This is a genomic window from Lysobacter panacisoli, assembly GCF_009765165.1.
Classification (GTDB): domain Bacteria; phylum Pseudomonadota; class Gammaproteobacteria; order Xanthomonadales; family Xanthomonadaceae; genus Lysobacter_J; species Lysobacter_J panacisoli.
Genome location: NZ_VLNU01000001.1, coordinates 693,053 through 714,236 on the forward strand (window position 1 = coordinate 693,053; position 21,184 = coordinate 714,236).

At 67.0% G+C, this 21,184-nt stretch carries 21 protein-coding genes; 15 read left to right on the forward strand and 6 right to left on the reverse strand.

Features of this window, described 5'->3' with window-relative positions:
- The first annotated feature begins 95 nt into the window (after positions 1 to 95).
- Positions 96 to 467 (forward strand): H-NS histone family protein, encoded by a 372-nt coding sequence (locus tag FOF45_RS03435; RefSeq protein ID WP_158982614.1) that lies wholly within the window; start codon positions 96 to 98, stop codon positions 465 to 467.
- Between the two features lie 76 nt (positions 468 to 543).
- Here FOF45_RS03435 and FOF45_RS03440 read toward each other — a convergent pair whose 3' ends face one another.
- Complete coding sequence (locus tag FOF45_RS03440; protein WP_158982615.1) at positions 544 to 1,794, reverse strand: threonine/serine exporter family protein; 1,251 nt, start codon at positions 1,792 to 1,794, stop codon at positions 544 to 546.
- A 142-nt stretch (positions 1,795 to 1,936) separates the two neighbouring features.
- Between FOF45_RS03440 and FOF45_RS03445 the strand changes: the two genes are divergently transcribed.
- From FOF45_RS03445 to FOF45_RS03460, 4 genes are read left to right on the forward strand one after another with little or no spacing between them, the layout of a single operon-like run.
- A complete protein-coding gene (locus FOF45_RS03445) occupies positions 1,937 to 3,055 on the forward strand; it encodes an ABC transporter permease (protein ID WP_158982616.1) in 1,119 nt (372 codons plus the stop codon).
- Positions 3,052 to 3,867 carry an ABC transporter ATP-binding protein gene (locus FOF45_RS03450; RefSeq protein WP_158987185.1) on the forward strand — a complete coding sequence of 272 codons (816 nt, stop codon included), beginning with the start codon at positions 3,052 to 3,054 and terminating at the stop codon, positions 3,865 to 3,867. The genes FOF45_RS03445 and FOF45_RS03450 overlap by 4 nt, the downstream gene beginning before the upstream one ends.
- A gap of 4 nt (positions 3,868 to 3,871) precedes the next feature.
- Positions 3,872 to 4,798: an MlaD family protein gene (locus tag FOF45_RS03455; RefSeq protein WP_158982617.1), complete on the forward strand. Its 927-nt coding sequence runs from the start codon at positions 3,872 to 3,874 to the stop codon at positions 4,796 to 4,798.
- Positions 4,795 to 5,439, forward strand: a complete 645-nt coding sequence (locus FOF45_RS03460; RefSeq protein WP_158982618.1) for an ABC-type transport auxiliary lipoprotein family protein — start codon at positions 4,795 to 4,797, stop codon at positions 5,437 to 5,439. The genes FOF45_RS03455 and FOF45_RS03460 overlap by 4 nt, the downstream gene beginning before the upstream one ends.
- 7 nt (positions 5,440 to 5,446) lie before the next feature.
- Here the strand turns inward: FOF45_RS03460 and FOF45_RS03465 are convergent, their stop codons facing one another.
- Positions 5,447 to 6,037, reverse strand: coding sequence for an alpha-ketoglutarate-dependent dioxygenase AlkB family protein (locus FOF45_RS03465; protein WP_158987187.1), 591 nt, complete (start codon positions 6,035 to 6,037; stop codon positions 5,447 to 5,449).
- 92 nt (positions 6,038 to 6,129) lie between these two features.
- Between FOF45_RS03465 and FOF45_RS03470 the strand changes: the two genes are divergently transcribed.
- Positions 6,130 to 7,752 carry an electron transfer flavoprotein-ubiquinone oxidoreductase gene (locus FOF45_RS03470; protein WP_158982619.1) on the forward strand — a complete coding sequence of 541 codons (1,623 nt, stop codon included), beginning with the start codon at positions 6,130 to 6,132 and terminating at the stop codon, positions 7,750 to 7,752.
- A 21-nt stretch (positions 7,753 to 7,773) separates the two neighbouring features.
- Here FOF45_RS03470 and FOF45_RS03475 read toward each other — a convergent pair whose 3' ends face one another.
- From FOF45_RS03475 to FOF45_RS03485, 3 genes are all read right to left on the reverse strand, one after another.
- On the reverse strand, positions 7,774 to 8,508 hold the full coding sequence (locus FOF45_RS03475; protein WP_158982620.1) for a class I SAM-dependent methyltransferase: 735 nt from the start codon (positions 8,506 to 8,508) through the stop codon (positions 7,774 to 7,776).
- 62 nt (positions 8,509 to 8,570) lie between these two features.
- Positions 8,571 to 9,200, reverse strand: coding sequence for a CoA transferase subunit B (locus FOF45_RS03480; RefSeq protein WP_158982621.1), 630 nt, complete (start codon positions 9,198 to 9,200; stop codon positions 8,571 to 8,573).
- A 23-nt stretch (positions 9,201 to 9,223) separates the two neighbouring features.
- Positions 9,224 to 9,949: a CoA transferase subunit A gene (locus FOF45_RS03485; RefSeq protein WP_158982622.1), complete on the reverse strand. Its 726-nt coding sequence runs from the start codon at positions 9,947 to 9,949 to the stop codon at positions 9,224 to 9,226.
- A 102-nt stretch (positions 9,950 to 10,051) separates the two neighbouring features.
- Here FOF45_RS03485 and FOF45_RS03490 point away from each other — a divergent pair, with 102 nt between their 5' ends.
- Complete coding sequence (locus tag FOF45_RS03490) at positions 10,052 to 10,966, forward strand: ATP-grasp domain-containing protein (RefSeq protein WP_158982623.1); 915 nt, start codon at positions 10,052 to 10,054, stop codon at positions 10,964 to 10,966.
- A 6-nt stretch (positions 10,967 to 10,972) separates the two neighbouring features.
- On the opposite strand, the gene FOF45_RS03495 is transcribed toward FOF45_RS03490, so the two are convergent.
- Positions 10,973 to 12,385: a mannose-1-phosphate guanylyltransferase/mannose-6-phosphate isomerase gene (locus FOF45_RS03495; RefSeq protein ID WP_158982624.1), complete on the reverse strand. Its 1,413-nt coding sequence runs from the start codon at positions 12,383 to 12,385 to the stop codon at positions 10,973 to 10,975.
- Between the two features lie 235 nt (positions 12,386 to 12,620).
- On the opposite strand from FOF45_RS03495, the gene FOF45_RS03500 reads away from it, so the two are divergent.
- The 8 genes from FOF45_RS03500 (at position 12,621) to FOF45_RS03535 (ending at position 21,176) form a co-directional block, all read left to right on the forward strand.
- A complete protein-coding gene (locus FOF45_RS03500; RefSeq protein WP_158982625.1) occupies positions 12,621 to 13,367 on the forward strand; it encodes an electron transfer flavoprotein subunit beta/FixA family protein in 747 nt (248 codons plus the stop codon).
- Entirely contained in the window at positions 13,367 to 14,305 is a 939-nt protein-coding gene (locus FOF45_RS03505) for an electron transfer flavoprotein subunit alpha/FixB family protein (RefSeq protein ID WP_158982626.1), read from the forward strand. Before FOF45_RS03500 ends, FOF45_RS03505 begins: the two co-directional genes overlap by 1 nt.
- Before the next feature lie 281 nt (positions 14,306 to 14,586).
- Positions 14,587 to 15,597: a glycosyltransferase family 2 protein gene (locus tag FOF45_RS03510; RefSeq protein ID WP_233264035.1), complete on the forward strand. Its 1,011-nt coding sequence runs from the start codon at positions 14,587 to 14,589 to the stop codon at positions 15,595 to 15,597.
- 2 nt (positions 15,598 to 15,599) lie between these two features.
- The gene (gene asnB, locus FOF45_RS03515; protein ID WP_158987191.1) at positions 15,600 to 17,465 is read left to right on the forward strand and encodes an asparagine synthase (glutamine-hydrolyzing); all 1,866 of its coding nucleotides are present in this window, start codon (positions 15,600 to 15,602) and stop codon (positions 17,463 to 17,465) included.
- A gap of 29 nt (positions 17,466 to 17,494) precedes the next feature.
- Positions 17,495 to 18,253: a methyltransferase domain-containing protein gene (locus tag FOF45_RS03520; protein ID WP_158982627.1), complete on the forward strand. Its 759-nt coding sequence runs from the start codon at positions 17,495 to 17,497 to the stop codon at positions 18,251 to 18,253.
- Positions 18,250 to 19,389 carry a glycosyltransferase family 4 protein gene (locus tag FOF45_RS03525; RefSeq protein WP_158982628.1) on the forward strand — a complete coding sequence of 380 codons (1,140 nt, stop codon included), beginning with the start codon at positions 18,250 to 18,252 and terminating at the stop codon, positions 19,387 to 19,389. The genes FOF45_RS03520 and FOF45_RS03525 overlap by 4 nt, the downstream gene beginning before the upstream one ends.
- Complete coding sequence (locus FOF45_RS03530) at positions 19,386 to 20,180, forward strand: class I SAM-dependent methyltransferase (protein WP_158982629.1); 795 nt, start codon at positions 19,386 to 19,388, stop codon at positions 20,178 to 20,180. The genes FOF45_RS03525 and FOF45_RS03530 overlap by 4 nt, the downstream gene beginning before the upstream one ends.
- A 51-nt stretch (positions 20,181 to 20,231) precedes the next feature.
- Positions 20,232 to 21,176, forward strand: coding sequence for a lysylphosphatidylglycerol synthase transmembrane domain-containing protein (locus tag FOF45_RS03535; protein WP_158982630.1), 945 nt, complete (start codon positions 20,232 to 20,234; stop codon positions 21,174 to 21,176).
- Positions 21,177 to 21,184: the final 8 nt, after the last annotated feature.

The following is a 21,184-nucleotide window of genomic DNA, read 5'->3' on the forward strand; positions in this document are numbered from 1 at the left end:
ACGAGCGCCGCGATTATGATCGGGATAATCCGCCGATTAATGGCCGCCATTTAGGGCCACATAATCCCCCGATAATCCCGCATCCCGGAGGCACCATGTCGATCAACCTCGATTCGCTGTCGGCGAAGGAACTCGACGCGCTGATCAACCAGGCCAAGAAGCGCAAGACGACCCTGAGCAAGCGCAAGCCGATCGCACAGGTGCGCAGCAAGCTGACCCAGCTGGCCCGGGCCGAGGGCTACAGCATCGCCGAACTGTTCGGTGGCGCGTCGGCAAGCAAGGCGGCTCCGGCGACCAGGGCACCGGCGCGGAAGGCACGCAAGGGCGGCTCCACCGCCAAAGTCGCGCCGAAGTACCGCAATCCGGCCAACCCGTCGGAAACCTGGGCCGGCCGCGGCAAGCAGCCGCGCTGGCTGTCCGCGTACACGAACGCGGGCCGCAAGCTCGAGGATTTCCTGATCCGGTGATCGGACAACCACGGACGCAATGAAAAACGCCGGCATTCGCCGGCGTTTTCGTTTTTCGCGACACAGCGGGCGATGGCTAGAGGTTCCGTCGCGCCGGCAGCAGCAGGTTGCCGAACAGCAATCCGGCGATCAGTGCGAGCAGGATGTTCAGCACCGCGAGCAATGCGGCCTGTCCGGCATCGACGTCCTGCTGCTGGATCAGCTGCAGCAGCCCGCGCAGGCTCACGCTGCCCGGCACCAGCATGATGATGCCGGGTACGCGCAGGATCGCGCCGGGACGGTTCCACCAGCGCGCGTACGCGTTGCCCGCGGCGGTCAGCACCAGCGCGGCGAGGAAGATGCCGGCCGGACTGCCGAAGGCATGGCCGCCGAAACGCGAGATCAGGTAGCCGGTCGCCGCGGCCGCCATCACTTTCGGATAGTCGCGGCGATGCGCGCGGAACAGCACCGCGAACGCGAACGCGGCCAGCGTCAACGCGCACCACTCCACCCATTCCGGCTGCGGACGGGAAGCGCGGATCTGTGGATCCAGACCGAGCAGGTCGGCCAGATACAGCGCGATCACGGTGCCGATCGCGAGCTTGAGCACCGTCGTCACCGCACCGGCGAAGCGCGCCGTTCCCGATACCAGATGCTGGCTGGTGAGTTCGTTGACCGCATTGGTCAGTGCCATGCCGGGCAGCAGCACGATCAGCGACGCGATGATCACCGTGTTCTGGTTCAACGGCGCGACGTACGCGGCAACCAGAAGCGTCACGCTGGCGGCGAACATCGCGGTCACCGCTTCCAGCGCTTCCTTGAAGCGCGGATGCGTCTCGGACCACTGCACCAGCAGGCCGATCAGCAGACCGTTGACGCCGGCCACGCCGATGTCCAGCCACGGCAGGCGCAGCACGCCGGCGATGCCGGTCGCGGCAAGGCCGTACGCCACCACCTGCATCGCGCGGAAGCGGCGCGTGGGCGGGCGGTCCAGCGCGCTCATCTGCGCGTGCGCCTCGGCCAGGCCGAGGCGGCCGGCCATCACGTCCTCGGCGATGCGGTCGGTCTCGGCCAGCCGGTACAGGTCGTTCTCGCCGGGCGGCAGGCGGATCACGCGCGTGGTGTCGCTCTCGCCCGGTGCGCGCGCCGGATCGGCGAAGGTCAGGATCAGGCCGGTCGGGTTCGACCAGGGTTCGCACTCCAGCCGCAGCTGTTGCGCGACCGCGCTGATCGCCCCTTCCAGGCGCTGCGCGGTCGTGCCGTAGGCGTGCAGACGCTCGGCCAGCTCGATCACGAAGTTGATGCGCGCGGCGTAGCTGGCGGCACTCAGGGGCGGCGGGTTCGACATCCGCGAAGCATCGCACGCGACCACACCGGACGGGAGCGACGGCCGCCACGGGACGCGAACCCGGCGCCGCGTACACGCCGATTTCTCGCAGGCCGGGATAGTCAGGTGCGGTATCCTCGCCACCGGGCCCCGGGTCCATTCGATGATCGAGTCCACCGCGCACCCGCCGCAGATCGCCACCGAAGGCCACGCGCCTTCGCGCGTCCGGCTGTCCGGCGCATGGACGCTGGACTACGCGGCGCACATCGGCGACGCCCTGTGCGAGGTACCCGAGACCGTCGAGTCGATCGACGCGACCGGCGTCGAACGGCTCGACTCCGTCGGCGTGCTGCAACTGCTGCGCTTCGCGCGGCGCCACGGCATCGACCTGTCGGTGTTCACCTTCCACGAGTCGCACCGCGCCCTGGTCTCGGCGATCGAGGACGTGGCCGACGACCGTCCGCGAAAGAAGCGCGAGTACGGCGTCAGTGCGGCGCTGGCGCGACTCGGCCGCGCCGTGCACAACAACTGGAAGGAAGCGCTCGCGCTGGTCGGGTTCCTCGGCGAGGCGCAGGTGAAGCTGCTGCGCATGTTCAAGGAGCCGGCGCGCTTCCGCCCCACCGCCACCGTGTACCACATGGAACAGGTCGGCCTCGACGCGGTGCCGCTGGTGGCGCTGCTGTGCTTCCTGGTCGGCGCGGTGGTCGCGTTCCTCGGCGCGAACATCCTGCGCGACTTCGGTGCGCAGATCTTCGTGGTCGAGCTGGTAAGCATCTCGTTCCTGCGCGAGTTCGCCGTGCTGCTCACCGCGATCGTGCTCGCCGGCCGCACCGCCAGCGCCTTCACCGCGCAGATCGGCGCGATGGTCAGCCGCGAGGAAGTCGATGCGATCCGCACGCTCGGCATGGATCCGATCGACCTGCTGGTGATCCCGCGCATGCTCGCGCTGCTGGTGATGCTGCCGCTGCTCACCTTCATCGCGATGGTGTTCGGCCTGCTCGGCGGCCTGACCGTCGGCGCCTACAGCCTCGACATCCCGCCGCAGCAATACCTGGCGCGCATGCACGAGACGATGGAGCTGCGTCATTTCCTGGTCGGGCTGGCGAAGGCGCCGGTCTTCGCGCTGCTGATCAGCCTGATCGGCTGCCTGGAAGGCCTGCAGGTCGAAGGCACGGCGCAGTCGGTCGGCGAACGCACGACGTCCAGCGTGGTGCAGTCGATCTCGATGGTGATCGTGCTCGATGCGTTCTTCGCGATCTGGTTCATGGAGATGAACGTCTGAACGCCGTCGCGCCCCTGCATCCCCTCCCCTGCGACACCACGCCTATCGTGCGCGTGCGCGGGCTGGTCAACCGCTTCGGCGAACAGGTCGTGCACGACGGCGTCGACCTCGAAGTGCGGCGCGGCGAGATCATCGGGATCGTCGGCGGTTCGGGCACGGGCAAGTCCGTGCTGATGCGTTCCATCCTCGGCCTGCGCGAACCCAACGCCGGCGAGATCGAAGTGCTGGGACTCAACGCCCGGACCGACGACGCGGTGCAGCGGCGCGCGATCGAACGCAACACGGGCGTGCTGTTCCAGGACGGCGCGCTGTTCTCGTCGCTGACCGTCGGCGAGAACGTGCAGGTGCCGCTGAAGGAGTACCACGGCGACCTGCCCGATTCGCTGCGCTACGAACTCGCGCTGCTCAAGATCAAGCTCGCCGGCCTGCCTGCGGATGCGCTCAACAAGCTGCCGTCGCAGCTCTCGGGCGGCATGCGCAAGCGCGCCGGCCTGGCGCGGGCGCTGGCGCTGGACCCGCCGCTGCTGTTCCTGGACGAACCCACTGCGGGACTGGACCCGATCGGTGCGGCCGCGTTCGACCGCCTGATCCGCACCCTGCAACAGGCGCTGGGGCTGACGGTGTTCCTCATCACACACGACCTCGACACGCTTTACGCTATCTGTGACCGCGTCGCCGTGCTGGCCGACCGCAAGGTGATCGTCTGCGCACCGCTGGCCGAGGTCGAGCGTTTCGATCACCCGTGGGTCCAGGACTACTTCCACGGTCCGCGTGCGCGCGCCGCACGCACCACCCTCGAGGCGGCAAGCTGACGTCATGGAAACCCGGGCCAACTACGTGCTGATCGGTGCGTTCACCATCGTGGTGACGCTGTTCCTGCTGCTCTTCGCACTGTGGGCGGCGAAGTATTCCTCCGAGAAGGAATGGCGCAATTACGCGGTGCTGTTCAACGAGCCCGTCACCGGCCTGACCGAAGGCGGCTCGGTGCAGTACAACGGCATCTCCGTGGGCACCGTGCAGAACCTGAGCCTGGCGCCGGACGATCCGCGCCGCGTGATCGCACTGCTGCGCCTGCAGGCCAGCACGCCGGTGCGCAGCGACACGCGCGCCAAGCTGTCGATCCAGGGCATCACCGGCAGTCCCTTCATCCAGCTCACCGGCGGCAGCCCGGGCAGCCCGATGCTGTCGGACGTGGACCGTCGCGAAGTCCCGGTGATCCAGACCGAAGCGTCCGCGTTGCAGAACATCGCCGACACCGCCAACCGTCTCGTCTCGCGCCTGGACCAGGTGCTCAGCGACGAGAACGTCAAACGCGTGTCCAACACGCTGGCGAACGTGGAAGCGATGACCGGTTCGATCGCCGGCCAGCGCGAGGACCTGCGCGCCCTGATCATCGCCGCGCGCGCGTCCAGCGAGAAGCTGTCGACCACGCTCGACAACACCAACCGCGCAGTCGAGAGCGTCGACCGCGAACTGGTCGCCAAACTGCCGGGGCTGATCGCCAAGCTCGACAGCACGCTGACGCGGCTGGATTCGGCAGCCAACAACGCCAACGGCCTGCTCAGCGACAACCGCACCGCGATCAACAGTTTCGCCAACGACGGCCTTGCCCAGCTCGGGCCGACGCTCGCTGAACTGCGTTCGCTCGTGCGCGACCTGCGCCGCATCAGCGATCGCCTCGACGGCAATCCCACGCGCTACCTGCTCGGTCGCGACGCCCCCAAGGAGTTCGAACCCGAATGACGACGCGCGCACGCACCTGGCTGGCCGCCGGCCTGACGATGGCCCTCGCCGGCTGTTCGATCCTCAGCGACAAGCCCAAGAGCACCAGCACGATCTACGCGCCCGATCCGCGCGTGCAGGCCGAACCGGGCTGGCCGAAGGTGGACTGGCAGCTCGCACTGTCGTCGCCGAGCGCATCGCGCCTGATCGACAGCCTGCGCATCGCGGTGCGTCCGACCCCGGGCGAACTGCAGGTGTATCGCGGCGCGCAGTGGGCGCGTCCGCCGTCGGACATGCTGCAGGACACCGTGCTGCGCACGCTGGAGGATTCCGGGCGCATCGCCGCGGTGGCGCGCCAGGGCGCGGGCATCAGCGCGGACTACCGACTGCTGCTCGACATCCGCCGCTTCGAATCGGATTACGTGCAGGGTTCCCCAGCGGCCACGATCGAGGTGAGCGCCAAGCTGCTGCACGTCGCCGACCAGAAGGTCGCCGCATCGAAGGTGTTCCTGCAGGCGCAGCCGGCAACGAGCACCGCCGTGGCCGACGTGGCGCAGGCATTTGAACAGTCGCTGGCCGGCATCGGTCGCGACATCGCCGGCTGGACGCTGGCCAGCGGCCAGACCTACCAGCAGTCCCGCCCCGCCGGCGCTCGCGACTGAGATCCCCTCAGCCGCGCAGGATGCGGCGGAACGTCAGGTTGATGCGCGGCCGCATCGGCCGGCTCGTGCGCGGCAGCGCGTGCCGGTAATTGCGCTGGGTCGCGCCCGACATCACCAGCAGGCTGCCGTGTGGCAGATCAAGCGCGAGGCGCTGTTCCGGCTGGTTCCGGTGCTTGAGCGCGAAACGGCGCGTCGCGCCAAGGCTGATCGAGGCAATGACGGGTTCCGGTCCGAGTTCGGGCTCCGCGTCGCTGTGCCAGCCCATCGCGTCGCTGCCGTCGCGGTACAGATTGGTCAACACACTGTTGAACGAAACGCCCAGCGCGTCCTGCAGGCGTTCGCGCACGGGCACGAGCGCCTCGGGCCAGGGATGCGGGGTGAAATCGGTGCCGGAATAGCGGTAACGGGCCTCGGGATCGCCGATCCAGCAGCTCAGGCGCGGCGAATCGACCTCGCGCCCGAAAAGACGGATGCGGTGCACTTCCCACGGCACCTGCGCGTGCAGCGCGGCGAGCAGCGCATCGGCCTCCAGCGGGCCGAGCCAGTGCGGATCGAAGCGCAATTCCGCGCCGGGCAGCGGGATGTCGGACAGGACCATACGCCACGCTAGCACGGCGTATTTGGCGCTTGCCGCGCAAAAACGCGACAATTCGCATTCGAATCAGCCAGCCACGCCGCGGAGCCGCCAGCATGAGCCAGTCCGATCCCAGCGCCATCGAACGCGACGTGATGGAGTACGACGTCGTCACCGTCGGCGCCGGTCCGGCCGGATTGTCGTTCGCGATCCGCCTGAAGCAGCTCAATCCGGAGATCTCGGTCTGCGTGATCGAGAAGGCTTCGACCATCGGCGCGCACATCCTGTCCGGCGCGGTGATCGAGCCCGGCCCGCTCGATGCGTTGCTGCCGAACTGGCGCGACAACCCGCCGCCGATCTGCGTGCCGGTGACGAAGGACGAGTTCTGGTTCCTGACCAAGAATGGTGGCCAGAAGCTGATGCTGCCGCCGGGCATGCACAACCACGGCAACGTGATCGTCAGCCTCGGCGCGATGTGCGCATGGCTCGCACCGCAGGCCGAAGCGCTGGGCGTGGAGATCTACCCCGGCTTCGCCGCGTCCGAGACGCTGCACGATGACAGCGGCGCCGTGATCGGTGTGCGCATCGGCGACATGGGCGTGGCCCGCGACGGTTCGCACAAACCCGGCTTCACTGCCGGCATCGACATCCGCGCCAAGGTCACCGTGCTCGCCGAAGGCGCGCGCGGTCACCTCACCAAGCGCTTGATCAAGCAGTTCAAGCTCGACGCCGACAGCGATCCGCAAGGCTATTCGATCGGCATCAAGGAGCTGTGGCAGGTGCCGGAAGACCGCGTCGAGCCCGGCAAGGTCGTGCACGCGATCGGCTGGCCGGCCGACAACAACACCTACGGCGGCAGCTTCCTGTACCACCTGGACAAGGGCCGCATCGCGCTGGGCTACGTCAGCGGCCTCGACTACAAGGATCCGGAATACAAGCCGTGGGAAGCCTTCCAGCAATGGAAGAACCACCCATCGGTGAAGCCGCTGCTCGAAGGCGGCAGCATCCTGTCGGCCGGCGCGCGCGCGATCGTCACCGGTGGCTGGCAATCGCTGCCGAAGCTGGAGATGCCCGGCGCGATCCTGATCGGCGATACCGCCGGCCTGCTCAACGTGCCCAAGATCAAGGGCACGCACCAGGCGATCCGTTCCGGCATGCTCGCCGCCGAACACCTGGTCGCCTCGCAGCTGTCGCCGCAGGGCTTCGATGCGAAGCTGCGTGCGTCCGAAGCGATGGCGGAGCTGAAGAAGATCCGCAACGTGAAGCCGGGCTTCAAGCGCGGCATGTGGTTCGGGCTGCTCAACGCCGCGTGGGAAACCATCACCTTCGGCCTGTCGCCGTGGACGCTGAAGAACAAGGCGGACTGGTCGTCGCTGGACAAGGTCGGCGAACACGAAGAGCCCAAGCGCGATTATGTCGACCGCACGCTCGCGCCGCGCGATCGCCTGCAGGGCGTTTATTACGCCGCGACCGAACACGACGAGGACCAGCCGGTGCACCTGAAGGTGCGCGACACGTCCATCTGCATCACGCGTTGCGCCGAGGAATACGACAACCCCTGCACGCGTTTCTGCCCGGCCGGCGTCTACGAGATCGTGCAGGACGAAGCCGGCAAGCGCCTGCAGATCAACGCCGCCAACTGCGTGCACTGCAAGACCTGCGACATCAAGGACCCGTACGAGATCATCGACTGGGTGACGCCGGAAGGCGGCTCGGGACCGAACTACCAGAACCTGTAACCGGCGCGACGCCGGCGGTCGTCAGCGCCGGGCGATGATCGCGATGCCTGCAGGATAGTCGAACGCGACCATCTCGCAACGCGTGAAACCTGCCTGCAGCACCATCGCCCAGGTATCGGCGCCAAACTCGGTGTGCACGATCAGGTCCGCTCCCGCCTGGCTCGGATCGCCGTGGTAGCTGGGGCCCAGTCCGGTGCGCAGGACGCTCATGCGCCCCATCACGATGGGCACGGTGAAGATCGCCGCGCCTCCGGGACGAAGTACGCGGAGAGTCTCGGCAAGCGCGAGCTGCGGATCCGGTACGTGCTCCAGCGTGTCCGAATGCACCACCGCGTCGAAGCTGGCGTCGTCGAACGCCATCGCCTGAAGGTCGACGTCCGGATAGCTCCCGAACACGTGTCCCGACAGGCGCCCCAGGCGCCAGTGCAGCGTGCCGGCTTCATTCACTTCGAGCAGGCGGATGGCAGGCGGCGCATCCAGCATGGCGTCGAGCGTGCCTTCGCGACCGAAGGCGATGCAAAGCGCCTTGCCCAGCGCGATCGACCGGATGTTGCATCCGCAGCGCTCGCAGACCGTGCCCTGCTGGCGGTTGACGTAGGCCACCTCGTCCGGCAAGAGCGCCCATTCGTCGACCAGTCCCTGCCAGAGCACATCCTGGTGGCGGTATCGATCTCCGCCGCAGACGGCGCAGGCGGGGATGGCATCGAGCGGCGCCAGCCGCTCGCGGGGCCTTGCGGGAACACGACTTTCGGGCATTTCGACAACGATCCGATCAGCGAACGGCGAATGCTACTGCACGGATGCTGCCGATACCATTTTCAGCGCTTGAACGGCACGCCCGTCTTCCCGCGCAGTTCATCCGCGGTGACATCGGGCGCGAGTTCGACCAGCGTCAGGCCGTCGGGCGTCACGTCCATCACGGCCAGCTCGGTGATGATGCGGTTGACCACGCCCACGCCGGTCAGCGGCAGCGTGCATTCGGGCAGGATCTTGTGTTCGCCGTTCTTCGCGGTGTGCTCCATCAGCACGACCACGCGCTTCACGCCGGCGACGAGGTCCATCGCACCGCCCATGCCCTTGACCATCTTGCCGGGCACCATCCAGTTGGCGAGGTCGCCGCTGGCGGTGACCTGCATCGCGCCGAGGATCGCCAGGTCGATGTGGCCGCCGCGGATCATCGCGAAGGAATCGTGGCTGCCGAAGTAGCTCGCGCCGGGACGCGCGGTCACGGTCTGCTTGCCGGCGTTGATGAGGTCGGCGTCGACTTCGGCTTCGGTCGGGAACGGGCCGATGCCGAGCAGGCCGTTCTCGCTCTGCAGCCACACGTCCATTCCGTCCGGAATGAAGTTGGCCACCAGCGTCGGCAGGCCGATGCCGAGGTTCACGTAGGCGCCGTCGGTGAGTTCGCGTGCGGCGCGCTGCGCCATCTGGTCGCGGGTCCAAGCCATGTCAGTGTCCTGTGTTCGTAAGGTCAGGTCGCGCGCACGGTGCGCTGCTCGATGCGCTTCTCGGGCGAAGCGTTGAGGACGATGCGGTCGACATAGATGCCCGGCAGGTGCACGTGGTCGGGATCGATCTCACCGATCTCCACCAGCTGCTCGACTTCGGCCACGCAGATCGCGCCGGCCATCGCGCACGCCGGATTGAAGTTGCGCGCGGTCTTGCGGAAGACGAGGTTGCCCGCCTTGTCGGCCTTCCACGCCTTGACCAGCGACACGTCGGCCTTGAGCGCGGTTTCCATCACGTAATGGTGGCCGTCGAACTCGCGCGTTTCCTTACCCTCGGCCACGATCGTGCCGTAACCGGTGCGGGTGAAGAACGCCGGGATGCCTGCGCCGCCGGCGCGCAGGCGCTCGGCCAGCGTGCCCTGCGGGTTGAATTCCAGTTCGAGTTCGCCCGACAGGAACTGGCGCTCGAATTCCTTGTTCTCGCCGACGTAGGACGAGATCATCTTCCTGATCTGCCGCGTCTCCAGCAGCAGGCCGAGGCCGAAGCCATCGACGCCGGCGTTGTTGGAAATCGCGGTCAGTCCCTTCGCGCCGCTGTCGCGCAGGGCGGCGATCAGCGCTTCGGGAATGCCGCACAGACCGAAGCCGCCGACGGCGAGCGTCTGTCCGTCGGAGATGATGCCTTCGAGCGCCTCGCGGGCGCCGGGATAGACCTTATTCCTGCGTGCGCCGGTTTGCGTCGCGGCCATGACGGACTCCAGTGTCGGATCTGCGCAATGTCCCGCAGTTTACCGTGGCGACGCACCGGAACCACCGTACCTTCGGGCATGGGGACCGACTAGACTGCGGCCATGACCCGCATCGCCCTCGTCACCGCGATCGCAGCCGCCGGACTGGACGACGACCTCGCACCGCTGCTGGATGCATGCGCCAAGGCCGGCATGGCCGTGCAGGTCCGTGCCTGGGACGATCCCACCGTCGGCTGGGGCCGTTTCGACGCCGCGATCCTGCGCTCGCCGTGGGACTACGTGCCGCGCCTTTCCGAGTTCCTGCAATGGTGCGAACGCGTTTCCGCGCAGACGCAGCTCGTGAATCCGTTGCCGGTGGTGCGCTGGAACACGGACAAGCACTACCTGGCCGAACTGGAAAGCCGAGGCGTACCGGTGGTCGCGACGCGCTTCGTCGAGCCCGACATGGAGCCGCTGCCGGCGTTGCAGGCGTTCCTCGCCGAACACGCCGATGCGGCCGAGTTCGTCGTGAAGCCCGCGGTCGGTGCGGGCTCGAAGGATGCGCAGCGCTATGCGCGTTCGCAGGAATTCGCCGCCGCCAACCACGTGGCGCGGCTGCTCGACGCCGATCGCAGCGCGATGCTGCAGCCGTACCTGGCCTCGGTGGATCGCGACGGCGAAACGGCGCTGATGTTCTTCGCCGGGCGCTTCAGCCACGCGATACGCAAGGGGCCGCTACTGCGCCCGGACGAAGGGCCCACATCGCACCTGTTCGCTGCCGAGGCGATCACGGCGCGCACGCCGCAGGCGGACGAGATCGCACTGGCGCAGCGCGTGATGCAGGCCGCGCACGAAGCGCTCGCACTGCCCGAACCGCTCGCCTACGCGCGCGTGGACCTCATCCGCGATGCGGACGGCACGCCGCGTCTGCTCGAACTGGAACTGTGCGAGCCCTCGCTGTTCTTCGCGCATTCCGCGGGAAGCGCCGAGCGCTTCGCCGCGGTGCTGGCGCAGGCGCTGCAACGCGCCCACGCCTGAGCGGCCTCACGAGCGGCCGTACACGTCCTCGAGACGGACGATGTCGTCCTCGCCGAGATAGCTGCCCGACTGCACTTCGATCAGCTCCACCGGCTCGATGCCGCGATTGCGCAGGCGATGCACGCTGCCCAGCGGGATGTAGGCGCTCTCGTTCTCGTGCAGGTCGAACACGCGGTCGTCGCACGTGACTTCGGCCACGCCCGACACGACGACCCAGTGTTCGGCGCGGTGCGCATGCTTCTGCAGGCTCAGCGCCGCGCCGGGCTTCACGACGATGCGCTTGACCTGGAAACGCGCACCGACACCGATCGAGTCGTAGCTGCCCCACGGGCGGTACACCTTGCGGTGGAACAGGTGCTCCTGGCGACCTGCCTGCTTGAGGCGATCGACCACGGCCTTCACGTCCTGCACGCGATCCTTGCGCGCGACCAGCGTCGCGTCGGCGGTGTCGACGATGACCAGGTCTTCCACGCCGATGGTCGCGATCATGCGGCGCTCCGATGCACGCACGAGGCTGTCGCGCGTATCGACCGCGATCACGTCGCCTTCGTAGCGGTTGCCGTCGTCGTCGCGTTCGGCGACGGACCACAGCGACGACCACGAACCGATGTCGCTCCAGCCGCAGCTCACCGGCACGACCGCGGCGCGATCGGTCTTTTCCATCACCGCGTAGTCGATGGAATCGCTCGGGCTGGCGGCGAACGCGTCGTGGTCGACGCGGATGAAATCGAGGTCGGTCTTCGACGCGGCCATCGCGTTGCGCGCGGCGGCGAGGATCACCGGCGCATGCGTCGCCAGTTCGTCGAGGTAACGCTGCGCGCGGAACAGGAACATGCCCGAGTTCCACGCATACGTGCCTTCGGCGACGTAGCGTTCGGCGGTGTCCTTGTCGGGCTTCTCGACGAAGCGTTCGACGCGGTAGCCGCCATCGCCCAGCGATTCGCCGCGCAGGATGTAGCCGTAGCCGGTTTCGGCGTATTCGGGGGTGATGCCGAAGGTCACCAGCCAACCCTGCCCGGCCAGGCCGGTGGCGGCCTCGACCGCGCCGCGGAACGCGGCTTCGTCGTCGATGAGGTGGTCGGCCGGCATCACCAGCAAGGTCGCGTCCGGATCGCGCGTGAGCGCATGCAACGCGGCCAGCGCGATCGCCGGCGCGGTGCTGCGCGCGGCCGGCTCCAGCAGGATGCCGCCGCTGGCGATCCGGATCGCCTGGAGCTGCTCGCCGACCATGAAGCGGTGGTCGTCGCTGCACACCGTGATCGGCGGCTGCGCGCCCGGCAGCTTGCTCGCGCGCAGAACGGTCTCCTGGTACAGCGAATGGTCGCCCATGAGCGCCAGGAACTGCTTGGGCTGGTTCTGCCGCGACAGCGGCCACAACCGGGTCCCGCTGCCGCCGCTGAGAATGACCGGATGAAGCATTTCGACTCCGTGGAGGATGAGCGCGCTGAAGGGTACCGGATCGGGTGAAGCCATTGACCCGACGGCGTCCGCGCTCCTGCGATTCCCCTTCCCTCCGGTTAACGCAATCCGGCGGCCGGAGCACCCGCCTCCCGGCCGGCCGGGCCACCACACGCCTGCGTAGGGAGCGCCTCTCGGCTAGAATTGGCGGCTCTCGGCCCGCAATCGGCCGCGCAACCATAGGAACCCCCGCACGATGAAGATCCTCGTCGGCTACAAGCGCGTGGTGGACTTCAATGTCCGCATCCAGGTCAAGCCGGACGGCTCCGGCGTGGTCACCGACGGCGTCAAGCTGTCGGCCAACCCGTTCGACGAAATCGCCCTGGAAGAGGCCCTGCGCCTGCGCGACAAGGGCATTGCGACCGAAGTCGTGGTCGCCACGATCGCCCCCGCCGATGCCCAGGCCCACCTGCGCAACGGCCTGGCAATGGGCGCCAACCGCGCCATCCACGTGGTCGCCGATGGGCCGATCCAGTCGCTGACCGCTGCCCGCGCCCTGCTCAAGCTGATCGAGAAGGAACAGCCGGACCTGGTCATCCTGGGCAAGCAGGCCATCGACGACGACGCCAGCCAGACCGGCCAGATGCTGGCCACGCTGTGGGGCCGTCCGCAGGCGACGTTCGCCTCGAAGCTGGAGATCGCCGACGGCAAGGCCACGGTGACCCGCGAAGTGGACGCCGGCCTGGAAACGCTGGAAGTCGACCTGCCGGCGGTGGTTACCACCGACCTGCGCCTCAATGAGCCGCGCTTCATCAAGCTGCCGGACATCATGAAGGCCAAGAGCAAGCCGCTGGAGACCATCGCGTTCGCCGACCTCGGCGTGGACGCAGGCGACACGCTCAAGACGACCCACTACGCCGCGCCGGTCAAGCGCAGCAAGGGCGTGATGGTGAAGGACGCGGCCGAACTGGTCGCCGCACTCAAGCAAAAGGGGCTGCTGTGATGAGCAAGGTTCTGATCGTCGCCGAACATCTGGACGGCAAGCTCAACGCCTCCACCGCCAAGTGCGTTTCCGCCGCGCAGGCGCTGAAGCCGGAGTCCATCGATATCGTTGTGCTGGCCGCCGATCCGGGCGCCATCGCCGCCGAGGCCGCGCAGATTGCCGGCGTCGCCAAGGTGCTGACCGTCGCCAACGCCGCCAATGCGAACGCCATCGCCCAGGTGCAGGCGCCGCAGGTGGCCAAGATCGCCGCCGGCTACAGCCACGTGTTCGGCCCCAGCACCACCTTCGGCAAGGACCTGATGCCCTGCGTCGCCGCGCTGCTCGGCGTCGCGCAGGTGTCGGACGTGATGGCGGTGGAAGCCAGCCACACCTTCAAGCGCCCGATCTATGCGGGCAACGCGATCATCACCGTCGAAGCCCCGGCCGACCACACCGTGGTCGCGACCGTGCGCACGGCCTCGTGGCCGGAAGCGGCGCGCGGCGGCAGTGCCGCGGTCGAAGCCGTGTCCGTCGATGCCGCCCTGCCGACTCACACCCGCTACCAGGGCCTGGCCGCCGGCAAGTCCGACCGCCCCGACCTTCAGAGCGCGCGTCGCGTGGTGTCGGGTGGCCGCGGTGTCGGCTCGGCCGACAACTTCAAGGTGATCTACGCGCTGGCCGACAAGCTCGGTGCCGCCGTCGGCGCATCGCGCGCGGCGGTCGATGCGGGCTACGTGCCGAACGAACTGCAGGTCGGCCAGACCGGCAAGATCATCGCGCCGGAGCTCTACATCGCCGTCGGCATTTCCGGCGCGATCCAGCACCTGACGGGCATCAAGGACGCCGGCACCATCGTCGCCATCAACAAGGACGGCGACGCGCCGATCTTCGAGATCGCCGACATCGGCCTGGTGGGGGATCTGTTCCAGCTGGTGCCGGAGCTCGAGAAGGCGCTCTGAGCCGGGTTTGATGCTTCAAGGCCGGGCGCTCAGCCGCCCGGCCAGCTGTTCCATTCAAGGCGAGGCCGTGCGGCGGCGTCGACATCGCCGCATGCATCGCCTCGCGGCATGTGCACCAGGCGCCTACCGACCACCACGAGCAACCGCGCATGCCTCTTCGGCTCGCATCTTTTCGACCGGCGTACGTGTTCTAATTTTGCAATTGGCCGCGTGAAACCGCGGCTGCGAAACGTCTGCGCAGTGCCACGGCATGCGCACTTACGAGCCCTCCGGAAGTCCCGATGAACATGGATGCCGCCATCTCCCCGTCCGCTGACGCCAGCCAGAACCCCTACCTGTCGGTCACGATCCCGATCTACAACGAGGAAGACAACATTCCGTTGCTCTACCAGCGCACCCGGGACGCGCTCGACGGTCTGAAGCACACCTGGGAACTCATCCTGGTCAACGACGGCAGCAAGGACCGCTCCACCGAGCGCCTGGACGAAGTGGCGGCAAGCGACGATCGCGTCCGCGTGATCCACCTGAGCCGGAATTTCGGACAGACCGCCGCATTGATGGCCGGACTGGACCATGCGCGCGGCGAGATCGTCATCCCGATGGACGGCGACCTGCAGAACGACCCGGCGGATATCGGCAAGCTCCTGTCCCGGCTCGACGAGGGCTATGACGTCGTCTCCGGCTGGCGCAAGGACCGCAAGGATGCGGCGATCAAGCGCAACCTGCCCAGCCGCATCGCCAACGACCTGATCTCGCACGTGTCCGGTGTACACCTGCACGACTACGGTTGCTCACTCAAGGCCTACCGCCGCAACGTGCTCGATGGCGTGAAGCTGTACGGCGAAATGCACCGCTTCGTGCCGATCTACGCGGCCTGGAATGGCGCGCGCGTGACCGAGATCGAGGTCACCCACCACCCGCGCATCCACGGTGAATCCAAGTACGGCCTGGAGCGCGTCATCAAGGTCGTGCTCGACCTGTTGGTGGTGAAGTTCCTGTTCAAGTATTCGGGCAAGCCGATCTACGTCTTCGGCGGATTCGGTATGGCGAGCATCGCGACTGCCGCACTGACCCTGCTGTGGGCGCTGGCGCTCAAGATCTTCGAAGGCGTCTCGTTCATCCTCACTCCGTTGCCGACGCTCGCTGTGATGCTGTTCGCCATCGGCATCCTCAGCATCCTCATGGGCCTGCTCGCGGAGATGCTCAACCGTACCTACCACGAATCGCAGGCGAAGCCCGTCTACCGGATCGGACGCATCGTCCAGGCGGGGCGCATCAGGGAAGGCAACTGACCGTGTGCGGCATCGCAGGGTTCGTCGGGACCGCCAACCCCGAAGCATTGAAGCGCATGACCGACCGGATCGCCCATCGCGGGCCGGACAGTGCGGGCTTCTTCTCGGACGACGAACAGCGCGTCCATCTCGCCCACCGTCGCCTGTCGATCCTCGACATCGCCGGCGGCTATCAGCCGATGCGTACGCTCGACGGGCGGACCAGCATCGTATTCAACGGCGAGATCTACAACTTCCGCGAACTGCGCATTGAGCTTGAGGGCCTGGGCGCGAGGTTCCAGAGCGACCACTCCGACACCGAAGTGCTGCTGCATGCCTGGCGACATTGGGGACCGCAGATGGTCCATCGCCTCAATGGCATGTGGGCGTTCGCACTCCACGACCGCGAACGCCGCCTCCTGTTCCTTTCGAAGGACCGATTCGGCAAGAAGCCTCTCTACTACCATGCCAGCGCGCAGGGTTTCGTGTTCGCGTCGGAGCTCACCGCACTGCGCGAGCACCCTGCGGTTCCGGCGACGCTGAGTGCGCGTGCGCTGCGCAAATACTTCGGCTACGGCTTCGTGCCAGCACCGCTGACGTTCCTCGAGAACGTGTACAAGCTGCCAGGCGGACACTCGCTGACGCTATCGCTCGACACATTGCAGCCGGTCGTCCAATGCTATTGGGAATACCAGCCCGAACCGTTCGACGAGCGCCCCGCGAATGCAGAGGAGCGTTGGCAGGAAGAACTCCGCGAACGCCTGGACGCCGCGGTCAAGCGGCGCCTGGTGGCGGATGTACCGGTCGGCAGCTTCCTGTCGGGTGGCATCGACTCCTCCACGATCTCCGCCCTCGCGATCCGACATGTGGGCCGCGAGCGCCTGAAGACGTTCTCGATCGGCTTCGACGAGGCGACCTTCGACGAGAGCGCGCACGCCCAGACTGTCGCGACGCACATCGGCGCCGAGCATCATCTCGAGCGGCTCTCCGTGCAGCGCGCGCTCGAGATCCTGCCCGATATCGCGGCACGACTGGACGAGCCGATCGCGGATTCGTCGATCCTCCCCACTTACCTGCTCTGCGAGCATGCGCGCAGGCATGTCACGGTCGCGATCGGCGGCGATGGCGCGGACGAACTGTTCGCCGGCTATGACCCGTTCGTCGCGCTGCGCTATGCCCGCTACTACGATGCCGTCATGCCGCGCCCGGTGCATCGCGCGGTATCGCTGGCGGTCTCGCGACTGCCCGTATCGCATCGCTACATGAGCCTGGATTTCCGCCTGAAGCGGACGTTGCGGGGCATGGACCATCCCAAGCACCTGCGCCTGCCGGTCTGGATGTCGCCGCTGGCACCGAGCGAACTCGCGGAACTCTTCGACGAGCCGATCGACCTCAACGACCTGTATTCCGAATCGATCGAAGCCTGGGATGGCTGCGCCAGTACCAACGACGTCGATCGCACCATCGCGTTCTACGTGAAGTTGTACCTGCAGGACGACATCCTGGTGAAGGTGGATCGCGCCAGCATGCTCCACTCGCTGGAAGTGCGCGCGCCCTTCCTCGACTGCGACCTCGTCGATTTCGCGCGACGACTGCCCGCGGACACGAAGCTGCGGGGCGGTACGACCAAGTGGATCCTCAAGCAGGTCGCCCGCTCCCTCCTGCCCGAGGAAATCGTCAATCGCCCCAAGCAGGGCTTTGGCGTACCGATCGGACAGTGGTTCCGCGACCAGAAGATCCCGTCTTGGCAGCCTCCCTTCGCGGGCGGCTCGGACTTCGATACGCGCAAGCGGCAGCTGCATGTCGCGGGCCGATCCGATGAGCGCGCCTACCTCTGGAGCGACTGGATCCTGGGCCATTCGCACCTTTGCCGGGCGTTGCCGCAATGAACCGGCTGTCCCGATGCGAATACGTCGCCTTGCGCCTCGTCCGCCGCTTCGTGTTCAACGAACGCACCGCGAACCGGTTGTCGCGCTGGCTGCCCTACTACCGCAGCAGCGTCAATGAGTCGGCTCCGGGCAACATCGTCGCCTCGTACGTCGACGCGCTGGCGCAGGCAGGTCATGGACTCAACGGTCTGCGTGTGGCCGAGATCGGTGCGGGGCGTACCAACGCCGTTGCGTACGGCCTCGCCGCGGCGGGCGCATCAAGCGTCGTCGCGATGGAACCTTTCGCCCCGTACGATCGCGAACTCGACCATGCGCTCATGCATCGCTTCGATGTCGCCGAAAGCACGGCGGCACGCGTCGCACGCGCGACGGGCTTCGACGAGATTCCCGATGGATCCGTCGACCTGCTGCTGTCCAATTCCGTGCTCGAGCACGTCACCGACCTCGGCACGTTCTTCCGCGACTGCCGACGCGTGCTTTCGCCGGATGGCGTCATGCTGCACCAGATCGACTACCGCGATCATTTCTTCAAGTATCCCTATGCGTTCCTGACGTTCCGGGATGACACCTGGCGGCGCTGGCTCGATCCGGGCGACCTGCCGCGATGGCGCCTCGATGACCATCTCGGCGCACTCTCGGCTGCCGGCTTCGATACTTCGATCGTGCGAAGCGAATCGCTTGCGCAGGACTTCGCACGCGTGCAGGACAGATTGACCGAACGCTTCGCGGCAATGGGCGAGCGTGCAGCGGTTTCGAGCGCCGTGCTGGTAGCGCGGTGCAGCCCATGAAGCTGGTCCTGGTCAACTACGAGTACCCTCCCCTCGGGGGCGGCGCCGGCAATGCGACCGCGTACCTCGCGCGCGCCCTGCACGCGCTGGGACATCGGGTTACCGTGGTGACTGGCGCCTATCGCGAGCTTGCAGGCGAGACGAGCGACGAGGGCGTTTCCCTGCTGAGGTTGCGCAGCCGCCGCGCGCGCGTGGACCGCGCTTCCCTCGTTGAAATGGCCAGCTACGTATGGCGGGCATGCTGGGTCGTCCCACGCCTGGCACGACGCATCGAGGCAGACGGGTGCATTGTCTTCTTCTCTGTGCCCTGCGGCCCCATCGGATGGCTTACCAAGCTGCTCTCCGGCACGCCATACGTCGTTGCGCTTCGCGGGGGCGACGTGCCTGGCACCGAAGCTGGACTGACATCCATCCAGCGATTCATCACTCCCGCGCGCCGGATGGTGCTGCGTGGCGCGTCCGCGGTTACGGCGAACTCACACGGCCTCGCGGCCCTGTCGCTTGCGGCGGATCCCATTGCGGTCCAGGTGATCGCCAATGGCGTGGACACCACTTTCTTCCACCCACCGGCCGTCCCCCCTGCGGATGAAGTGGTGCGACTCCTGTTCGCCGGTCGTTTCACGGAACAGAAGAACCTGTCGGTGCTGATCCGCGCGTTCGAGTCCGCCCGATCGCAGACACCATCGCTGCATCTGACGATGGTGGGAGACGGCCCGCTTCGCGACTCGCTTCAACGCGAGGCAAGGGAACTTGGCGTGGACTCCGCGATCACGTGGCGCGGTTGGCTCACCAAACCCGAGCTCGGCGCGCTGTATCGCGAGTCGCATGTGTTCGTGAATCCTTCGCTGTACGAGGGCATGCCCAACACGGTGCTCGAGGCAATGGCATCGGGACTTCCGGTCATCGCAAGCGGGGTCGCCGGCAATGACGAACTCGTCAAGCATGAACAGACCGGGCTACTGTTCGACCTTGCCGAACCGCAAGCACTGGTCGCCGCGATCTCGCGACTCGCCGCGGATGCACGCACGCGCGAGGTCCTGGGTTCCGCCGCGCGGCAAAGCATGCTGGACGGCTACAGCTGGGAAGCGACCGCCCGGCGCTATGCGGAATACTTCGAGAGCGGAGACCATCGATGACGCAGTCTGCATTCGACTTTGGCCAGAACTGGAAGGAGTTCTCGGAACAGGCGCTGACGGAAGAGCGATTCCAGCAGGCGCGCGCCGACTTTTCCAAGCTCATGGAAGGAATACCGCTGAAGGACCGGACGTTCATCGACATTGGCTTTGGGCAAGGCCTTTCCCTGCTTTGCGCGATCGAGCACGGTGCGAAAGTCCACGGCCTGGACATCAATCCCAAGTGCAGGGACGTGTTCGTCGCCAATCGTGAACGCCTGAACGTGGCTGGCGCCGACGCAGAGATTGCCGTCGGCTCGATCCTGGACGGACAGCCACTCGACGTCGTGCGCGCATGGCAGCCTGGCGGCTACGACGTCGTTCATTCGTGGGGCGTGCTGCACCACACGGGCCGCATGTGGCAGGCCATCGAGAACGCTGCCAGCCTCGTCCGACCGGGCGGCCACCTCGTGATCGCAATCTACAACCGCCATTGGAGTTCTCTCCCCTGGCTCGCGATCAAGCGCCTGTATGTCGCACTGCCAAAGGTGCTCCAGTCGCTCATGAACCGGCTTTTCGTGCCGGTGATCTACGTCGCGAAGCTGCTCGTCACCGGGCGCAATCCGTTGAAGATGGAGCGCGGCATGGACTTCTACTACAACGTCGTGGACTGGGTCGGCGGTTATCCGTACGAGTACGCGAGTCGCAACGAGATCGAAACGCACGCGAGCCGCCTCGGGTTCACGCCGGTGAACTTCACCAGGACCATCGTGCCGATCGGGTGCAACGAGTTCGTTTTCCGGAGGGATTCGTGAACGTCTGCGGTACTGCGCGGGATGCGCATGCGGCCTGAGGGAGTCGGCGTCATGCAGCGGCTGCTTCGGAGCACGCCCTTCCGGTTTGCGATCAAGATTGCGGCATCGCTGCTCTTGATCGCGCTCCTGTTCCGGAGCGCGCCGCCGAAGGAAGTGATGCTCGAACTCGGCCGCCTCCCGATTGGCGCGCTCGCCGCGGGCGCAGTGATCACGATGCTCTCCTGGCTGCTTTCCGCGGTCAGGCTGCAGCGCCTCATGCCGGAAGCCCGGATGGGCACGGTGGTGATGGTCACGCTCAGCTCGATGTTCTACAGCGTCATCCTGCCCGGCCAGGTTGCGGGCGAAGCGGTGAAGGCGTATCGACTGGGACGCACGCACGGCGCGCTGGGTCGCGCCGCGGCCGCCACCGTCCTCGACAAGCTGATCGCCATCCTCGCGCTGTTCGTGATCGCGACGCTGATGGCGCCCTTCGCGACAGGACTGCCCGTCCAGTTGCGCTGGCTCCTGCTGGCAGCCAGCGTGGCCCTGGGCCTGGCGCTGCTGTTGATGTTCGATCCGCGCTTCACGGGCCGGTGGAAGCGGGTCATCGCGACGATACGCTTCCAACGCCTTCGCGATGGCGCACTCAAACTGCTCGATACGGCTTCAGGCATTGCGCGGCGCCCACGGCCGCTGGCGGAGAACTTCGGCATGGCCGTTGTCTTCCACGCGTGCTGCATCGCCGTCCACCCGCTCATCGCGTCCCATCTCGGGATCGAGCTGTCGATCGCGAACTGGACCCTGGTTTACGCCTGCGTCGCACTCCTGCTGATCGTGCCGATCAGTTTCGCGGGACTGGGGCTGCGCGAGGGCGGATACGTGGGCCTGCTCGGCGTACTGGGCGTACCTGCAGACCGCGCACTTTCGCTTTCGCTGGTGTTCTTCGGCTATCTGCTGCTGGGTGCATTCCTGGGCTGGCTCGTCGAGCTGTTCGCCGACAAGCCGCCATCCGCCTGACCGCGAAC

What these genes read in the sequence shown, in the direction of transcription:
- FOF45_RS03470 (WP_158982619.1), top strand. Translation starts at nt 6,130, where the DNA reads ATGAGCCAGTCCGATCCCAGCGCCATCGAACGCGACGTGATGGAGTAC.
- FOF45_RS03530 (WP_158982629.1), top strand. Translation starts at nt 19,386, where the DNA reads ATGACGCAGTCTGCATTCGACTTTGGCCAGAACTGGAAGGAGTTCTCG.
- FOF45_RS03490 (WP_158982623.1), top strand. Translation starts at nt 10,052, where the DNA reads ATGACCCGCATCGCCCTCGTCACCGCGATCGCAGCCGCCGGACTGGAC.
- FOF45_RS03475 (WP_158982620.1), bottom strand. Translation starts at nt 8,508, where the DNA reads ATGCCCGAAAGTCGTGTTCCCGCAAGGCCCCGCGAGCGGCTGGCGCCG.
- FOF45_RS03485 (WP_158982622.1), bottom strand. Translation starts at nt 9,949, where the DNA reads ATGGCCGCGACGCAAACCGGCGCACGCAGGAATAAGGTCTATCCCGGC.
- FOF45_RS03460 (WP_158982618.1), top strand. Translation starts at nt 4,795, where the DNA reads ATGACGACGCGCGCACGCACCTGGCTGGCCGCCGGCCTGACGATGGCC.
- FOF45_RS03505 (WP_158982626.1), top strand. Translation starts at nt 13,367, where the DNA reads ATGAGCAAGGTTCTGATCGTCGCCGAACATCTGGACGGCAAGCTCAAC.
- FOF45_RS03465 (WP_158987187.1), bottom strand. Translation starts at nt 6,037, where the DNA reads ATGGTCCTGTCCGACATCCCGCTGCCCGGCGCGGAATTGCGCTTCGAT.
- FOF45_RS03500 (WP_158982625.1), top strand. Translation starts at nt 12,621, where the DNA reads ATGAAGATCCTCGTCGGCTACAAGCGCGTGGTGGACTTCAATGTCCGC.
- FOF45_RS03435 (WP_158982614.1), top strand. Translation starts at nt 96, where the DNA reads ATGTCGATCAACCTCGATTCGCTGTCGGCGAAGGAACTCGACGCGCTG.
- FOF45_RS03480 (WP_158982621.1), bottom strand. Translation starts at nt 9,200, where the DNA reads ATGGCTTGGACCCGCGACCAGATGGCGCAGCGCGCCGCACGCGAACTC.
- FOF45_RS03525 (WP_158982628.1), top strand. Translation starts at nt 18,250, where the DNA reads ATGAAGCTGGTCCTGGTCAACTACGAGTACCCTCCCCTCGGGGGCGGC.
- FOF45_RS03455 (WP_158982617.1), top strand. Translation starts at nt 3,872, where the DNA reads ATGGAAACCCGGGCCAACTACGTGCTGATCGGTGCGTTCACCATCGTG.
- FOF45_RS03535 (WP_158982630.1), top strand. Translation starts at nt 20,232, where the DNA reads ATGCAGCGGCTGCTTCGGAGCACGCCCTTCCGGTTTGCGATCAAGATT.
- FOF45_RS03510 (WP_233264035.1), top strand. Translation starts at nt 14,587, where the DNA reads ATGAACATGGATGCCGCCATCTCCCCGTCCGCTGACGCCAGCCAGAAC.
- FOF45_RS03445 (WP_158982616.1), top strand. Translation starts at nt 1,937, where the DNA reads ATGATCGAGTCCACCGCGCACCCGCCGCAGATCGCCACCGAAGGCCAC.
- FOF45_RS03495 (WP_158982624.1), bottom strand. Translation starts at nt 12,385, where the DNA reads ATGCTTCATCCGGTCATTCTCAGCGGCGGCAGCGGGACCCGGTTGTGG.
- FOF45_RS03440 (WP_158982615.1), bottom strand. Translation starts at nt 1,794, where the DNA reads ATGTCGAACCCGCCGCCCCTGAGTGCCGCCAGCTACGCCGCGCGCATC.